Source organism: Anaerotignum faecicola, from assembly GCA_024460105.1.
In the GTDB taxonomy this organism is placed as follows: domain Bacteria; phylum Bacillota; class Clostridia; order Lachnospirales; family Anaerotignaceae; genus JANFXS01.
The window spans coordinates 1-448 of the sequence record JANFXS010000292.1; the positions used below are offsets into that span (position 1 = coordinate 1).

Below are 448 nucleotides of genomic sequence, written 5' to 3' on the forward strand. Positions count from 1 at the left end.
GAAGCCGGCAACGACGCCCCGGTCATGGACCGGTTTGACTTAACCGATTTAATCCGCGGAGTAATCAATTCGGTCGGTATTCTGATACAGCAGAAGGAAGCAGATGTACATTTAGAGGACTGCGGCCCTGTGTATGTGTGTGCGGATGAGTTCAAGATCGAAGAGGTGGTGACGAACTATCTAAACAATGCACTGAACCATCTGGCAGGCGAGAAAAAGATAGTGATCACGGTGGAGGATAACGGAGAGGAAGCGCTCGTAACTGTGTTTAATACGGGGAATAACATCCCTGAAGAAGATATTCCGAATCTGTGGACGAAGTTCTTTAAAGTGGATAAATCCCATACGAGAGAGTATGGCGGCAGCGGTATCGGGCTGTCTATCGTAAAGGCTATCATGGACTCCCACAGAAAGGCCTGCGGAGTGAGAAATGTGGAAGGCGGAGTGG

1 protein-coding gene is annotated in these 448 nt (G+C 49.3%); it reads left to right on the forward strand.

Annotation, left to right across the window (positions count from 1 at the left end; all coding sequences use genetic code 11):
• Positions 1 to 448 (forward strand): HAMP domain-containing histidine kinase (locus NE664_14025; protein MCQ4727752.1); only part of this gene is annotated, 448 nt, incomplete at both ends.